This is a genomic window from Streptomyces triticirhizae (assembly GCF_003696235.1).
GTDB classification, from domain to species: Bacteria; Actinomycetota; Actinomycetes; order Streptomycetales; family Streptomycetaceae; genus Streptomyces; species Streptomyces triticirhizae.
This window is the reverse complement of record NZ_RFFJ01000285.1, coordinates 1-5535: the sequence shown is the minus strand read 5'-3', so window position 1 is coordinate 5535 and position 5535 is coordinate 1. Positions and strand designations below refer to the sequence as shown.

Here is a 5535-nt window from a genome sequence, read left to right as displayed (position 1 = left end):
ACGCCGCCGACCTGCACGGGCTGCGCGCCCTGGACGCCTCCCTGGCCGGCGAGCCGGCCACGGCCCGCGCCCTGGCCGCCCGCGCCGTGGCCGCCGCCGAGACCACCGACTCCCCGCTGACCCGGGCCACCGCCCATCTCGACCTGGCCCGCGTCCAGTTGGCGGCCGACCTGCCCGCCAGGGCCGTCGCCTCGGCCGGCGAGGCCGTCCGCCTCTACGCCGCCAAGGGCCACCGGGTCGGCCGCGACACCACCATCTCGCTGCTCGCGCACGCCGCCTCCCGGCTCGACCCGCGCGCCCGGAGAACGGCGGCCGGCGGCCGCCCGGCGAGGAGCGGGGGAGGGGAACGGTGAGCGGCGCGCTGAGCTGGGGCCTGCGCGACCAGGGCCCCGAGGACATCGCGGTGTTCGCCGCCGGCCCGGGCGGGATCACCCCCGAGTGGGCCTGGGGCGGCTCCACCGGGCGCGGCGTGCGGGTGTGCGTCGTGGACAGCGGCGTGGAGGGCGACCACCCGATGGTCGGCCAGGTCGCCTCCTCGCACGCGGTCGTCGAGGGCGACGACGGAACGCCCCGCGTCGTGCCCGCCGACGCCGACGACCCCTGCGGCCACGGCACGGCCTGCGCCGGGATCGTCCGGGAGGTCGCGCCCGACTGCGAGGTGCACAGCGTCCGCGTCCTGGGCGAGAACTTCTCCGGCAGCGGCGCGTTCCTCCTCGCCGGGCTCCGCTGGGCCGTCGAGCAGCGCTTCGACGTCATCAACCTCAGCCTCTCCACCACCCACTCCCGGTTCGTCGGCGCGCTGCGCGAACTGGCCGACACCGCCTACTTCGACGGCACCGTCCTGGTCGCCTCCGCCCACAACCTGCCGGTGGAGAGCTTCCCCTGGCGGTTCGGCACGGTCCTCTCCGTCGGCAGCCACCAGGAGGCCGACCCCGAGCCGCACCTCTACAACCCCAGGCCGCCGGTGGAGTTCTTCGCCAAGGGCCAGGACGTGCGGGTCGCCTGGACCGGCCGCTGCGTCACCCGCACCACCGGCAACAGCTTCGCCGCGCCCAGGATCGCCGGCCGCTGCGCCCAGATCCTCGCCCGCCACCCGGGGCTGACGCCGTTCCAGCTGAAGACCGTCCTCTATCTGACGGCGGCCAACGTCCACCCGGCCGAGGCCGTCTCCGCCGAGGCGGTTTCCTCCCCGCCGTCCGCCGACCGGCGGACCCGTCACGAGAGATGAGGTACCCGTGCCCACACCCATCGCATCCGACGGCACCCGCGCCCTGTTGCAGTCCGTGGTCGAGGTGGCGAGGGCCATCTTCGGGGCCGCCGCCAGCTCCGTCTTCCTGGTCGACGAGGACGCGGGCGAGCTGGTCTTCCAGGCCGTCGCAGGGGAGGGCGAGGAGTTCCTCGTCGGCACCCGCTTCCCCGCCCACCGGGGCATCGCCGGCTGGGTCGCCTCCTCGGGACAGGCCATGATCGCCGACGACCTCACCGGCGTGCCCCAGTTCGCCCGCGACCTCGCCGAGTCCACCCGCTACGTCCCCGACGCGCTGATGGCCGCCCCGCTGCTCTCCGACGGCCGGGTCCTGGGCGTCATCGAAGTGCTCGACCCGGCCCCCCGTTCCCGCTCCGACCTGGGCGACCTCGACCTGCTGTCGCTCTTCGCCCACCAGGCGGCCCTCGCCCTGCGCGTCGCCGGCGAGGCCCACCGCCCCGCCGGCGACCAGGATCTGATGGACGCCTTCCGCGACTTCCTCCGCACCCGCGTCTAGCCGACGCCGGCGGGCGGTCAGTCCCCGGCGTCCGGCGGCAGGCCGCCCGCGAACTCCCGCGCGAACACCGACATCTCGTACAACGCCAGATGCGCGCTGACCTCGCCGCTCGGCGGGGTCAGCAGGCTGCACTCCAGCAGCTCCTCAGCGTCCGCGACCACCTGCTCGTACCGCAGCGGCGGCGTGCGGGCCGCCAGCCTGAGGAACGCCGCCCGCTGCGGCGGCGGCAGCCCCCGCCAGAACGCCTCGTACCGCTCCCGCAGCACCAGCTCGCCCGCCGCCATCTCGTCCAGCAGCGAGGGCGCGTCCCGCAGCCGGTCCGCGTACTCCGCCGGCCGCAGATGCCGCAGCGCGTTCAGCTTCGCGCCCGCGATCCGCAGCGCCAACGGCAGCCCCTCGCAGCGCCGCACGATCCGGACCGCCGCCTCCGGGTCCGTCATCAGCCGGCCCACGCCGATGACCCGGCCCAGCAGCTCAAGACCCTCCGCCTCGGTCAGCGGCGCCAACGGCACCCACTCCACGCCCGAGAGGCCGCTGAGCCGATACCGGCTGGTCACCAGCGCCCCGCTGGGTCCCCGGCCGGGCAGCAGCGCCTCGGCGACCGTCGCCGACACCGCGTCGTCCAGCACCAACAGGAGGCGCCGCCGCGCGATCCACGACCGCCACCGCGCCAACGCCTGCCCCACGCTCCGCTCCGGCGGCAGGCCGACCGCGTCGAGCAGGCCCCGCAGCACCGTGCCCAACGGCCGGTCGCCCAACTCGGCCATCAACAGGCCGTCGGGGAACGCGTCGGCCAGCAGATGCCCCACCCGCACCGCGAACGCCGACTTGCCGACGCCGACCGCGCCGGAGACCACCATCACCCGGCCCTCCCGCCGCCCCTCGCGGAAGTGCGCCAGGGCCCGGTGGACCTCCTCCGTCCGGCCGACGAAGTCCGGCAGGTCGCGCGGGAGTTGATCGCCCAGGCCGCCGCCACCCTCCCGGGGGCCCTCCTCCGGCGGGGCCAGCAGCCGGCGCCGCAGCCCCGTCAGCACCGGCCCGGGCGCCACGCCCAACTCCCGCGCCAGCGCCAGCCGCACCGCGTCGAAGTGCGCCAACGCCTCCCCGGTCCGCCCGCCGGCCGCCAGCGCGCGCATCCACGCCGCCGCCAGCCGCTCCCGCAACGGGTGCGCCGCCGCGTGGTCCTGGAGCCGCTCCACGACCAGCCGGTGCCCGCCCCGCTCCACCTCCAACTCCGCCCACTCCTCCAGCGCGCCGAGAAACACCTCCGTCAGCCGGTCCACCGCCTCCGACAGACAGGGCAGCCGGCCGAACTCGCCCAGCGGACCCTCCCGCCACAGCGCGACCGCCTCCGCCAGCCGCTCGACCGCGCCCGCCGCGCCCTCGCGGGCCAACCGCCGCCCCTCGCGCGCCCGTTGCTCGAACGCGACCAGATCGCACTCCGCCGCCGACAGCCGCAGCAGATAGCCGCCCCCGGTGTGGACGAGGCGGTCGCCCAGGACCCGACGCAGCCGGCACACATAGACCTGGAGGTTCTTGCGGGCGGTGCGCGGCGGGCGGCCCGCCCAGACCGCCTCGATCAGGGCGTCCACCGGGTGGACCGCGTTGACCCGGCTCAGCAGCAGCGCGAGCAGCAACCTGGGCTTGGGGCCGCCGAGTTCCACGGGCCCCTCGCCGCCGAGGCGCACCGTCAGCCCGCCGAAGGAGGAGATGGTGACCGCACCGTTCATGGCACGACCGTGCCACCCATCCCGGCGCCGCACATGGGGACGCCGCCCCCACATTCCCGCGCGCCCCGCCGGTGACCAGGCCCGACGCCCCGCGCCGAGACCCCGCCCGGGCCGCGCGGGCGAGAAACTGGGGGCGATTCCCCCATGACCGACCCCGCCGCCTTTGAAAGAGTCGGCCCATGCACCCAGTCGCCGCGCCGCCAACCCCCGCCCCGGCGCGGCCCGTTGCCCCGGCCTGGTGGCTGCCGGCGCTCGCCGACGAGGAACGCCCCGCCGCCGGCGCCCCGCCGGCCTGGGCCCAACTCGTCGACCGCGCCCTGGCGTTGGCACCCGAACGGCGGACCACCCGCGAACCCCTCCATGTCGTGCCCGAACTCGGCCTCCGGGGACGCCTGTTCCACCCACTCGCCCCGCTGTTGGCCGTCGCCGACAGCGACTTCGCGGCGACCGTCCCCGGCGCGGCCGAGCCCGACGCCCGCGCGGTCTGGGCCGGCGCCCGGCGCTGGCTGGCCGCCCAACTCACCGCCACGGCGGCCCGATGTCTGGTCCAACGCCTCCAGGCCGCCCGCGCCGCAGGGGAGTTGACCGGCGCCACCCCGCAGGAACGGTTCGACGACGGCGTGCGCGCGCTCGCCGCCCGCCCAGCGCTCACCGCGCTGCTCCACGAACACCCCGTGCTGGCCCGGCTCCTCGGGCGGCGCTGCGTTACCGCCGTCGCCGCCGCCGGCGAACTCACCGCCCGGCTCCGCAACGACCAACCCGCCCTCGCCGCAAGCCTGTTGACCGGCCCACCCCCGGGGCCGCCGACCCGCGTCACCTTCGGCCTCGGCGACCCGCACGCCGGCGGCCGCACCGTCGCCCTGCTGGAGTTCGCCGACGGGCGCCGCCTCATCCACAAGCCGAGACCGCTCGGCGCGCACGCCCGCTGGAACGAGCTGCTCGCCTGGTTCGCCCGCCACCACCCCGCGCTGGCGCCGCGCGCCGTCCGCCTGCTGCCGCGCGACGGCTACGGCTGGGCGGAACACATCGCGGCCGAACCCGTCGCCGACGACGCCGAACTCGACGCCTTCCACGCCCGCGCCGGAGCCCAACTCGCCCTGCTCCACGCGGTCCACGCCGTCGACATCCACGCCGAGAACGTCATCGCCGCCGGCGCCCACCCGGTCGTCGTTGACGTCGAAACCCTCTTCCACCCCACCCTGCCCACCGAGACCGACGGCGGCCCCGACCCCGCCGCCCACGCCCTGGCCACCTCAACCCACCGCACCTCGGTGCTGCCGCACCCCCTCCTCGGCCCGCTCGGCTCCGCCGACACCTCCGCGCTCGGCGCGCGCGAGGGCCAGCTCTCCCCGGACGCGCTGCCCGCCTGGGAGGACCCGGGCACCGACCGGATGCGGCTCGGCCGGCGCCGCCTGCCCTGGCCCGGCGGCCCCAACCGCCCCCGCCGCGCGGCCTGCGGCCCGCCCGTCGACCCGACCGACCACACCGAGGCGCTGCTGCGCGGCTTCCGCGCCGCCCACCGGCTGCTGGCCCGCCACGCCGCCGAACTCACCGCGCCCGGCGGGCCGTTGAGCCGCTTCCGCGAGGAGCCGACCCGGCTGGTGGCCAGGCCAAGCCAGGAGTACGCCGAACTCCTGGCCGAGGCCACCGCGCCCGAGGCGCTGCGCGGCCTGGCCGCGCGCCGCCGCGCCTTCGCCGCGCTCTCCGAGAACACCGGCCGCCCCCACACGCCGGCGTTCGCGCCGCACGAGCTGGCCCAACTGCTCGACGGGGACATCCCCCTCTTCACCACCACGCCCGCCTCCGCGACGGTCGCCACCCCGGACGGCCGCCCCGTCGAGGGCGCCCTGCCCCGCCGCGAACCGGGCCTGCCGGCGGCCGCAGCCGCGCTGCGCGCCTGGGACGAGGCCGAACTCGCCTACCAGGAATGGGTGATCCGCGCCTCCCTCACCACGCTGCGGCCCTTCCCCGGCCACGGTCCGGGTCCTGCCTGGCGGCAGGACCCGGTGGGACCGGACCCGTCGGCGCCCGGGGGCGCCGAC

Annotated in this window: 5 protein-coding genes; 4 read left to right on the top strand and 1 reads right to left on the bottom strand. The window is 77.2% G+C overall.

Translation table 11 applies throughout. From position 1 onward, the window contains the following. From EBN88_RS30930 to EBN88_RS28155, 3 genes are all read left to right on the top strand, one after another. Positions 1–353 (top strand): hypothetical protein (locus EBN88_RS30930; protein ID WP_158621568.1); only part of this gene is annotated, 353 nt, incomplete at its 5' end. Continuing rightward, entirely contained in the window at positions 350–1228 is an 879-nt protein-coding gene (locus tag EBN88_RS28160; RefSeq protein WP_122399853.1) for a S8 family peptidase, read from the top strand. The genes EBN88_RS30930 and EBN88_RS28160, both read left to right, overlap by 4 nt. A gap of 7 nt (positions 1229–1235) precedes the next feature. After that, the gene (locus EBN88_RS28155; RefSeq protein WP_122399852.1) at positions 1236–1763 is read left to right on the top strand and encodes a GAF domain-containing protein; all 528 of its coding nucleotides are present in this window, start codon (positions 1236–1238) and stop codon (positions 1761–1763) included. Between the two features lie 17 nt (positions 1764–1780). On the opposite strand, the gene EBN88_RS28150 is transcribed toward EBN88_RS28155, so the two are convergent. Then, positions 1781–3493, bottom strand: a complete 1713-nt coding sequence (locus tag EBN88_RS28150) for an AfsR/SARP family transcriptional regulator (protein ID WP_158621566.1) — start codon at positions 3491–3493, stop codon at positions 1781–1783. 179 nt (positions 3494–3672) lie between these two features. Between EBN88_RS28150 and EBN88_RS28145 the strand changes: the two genes are divergently transcribed. Then, on the top strand, positions 3673–5535 hold a 1863-nt coding region (locus EBN88_RS28145; RefSeq protein ID WP_122399850.1), incomplete at its 3' end, for a type 2 lanthipeptide synthetase LanM family protein.

Coding starts and splice junctions, on each gene's coding strand:
- EBN88_RS28150 (WP_158621566.1), bottom strand. CDS start 3,493: ATGAACGGTGCGGTCACCATCTCCTCCTTCGGCGGGCTGACGGTGCGC.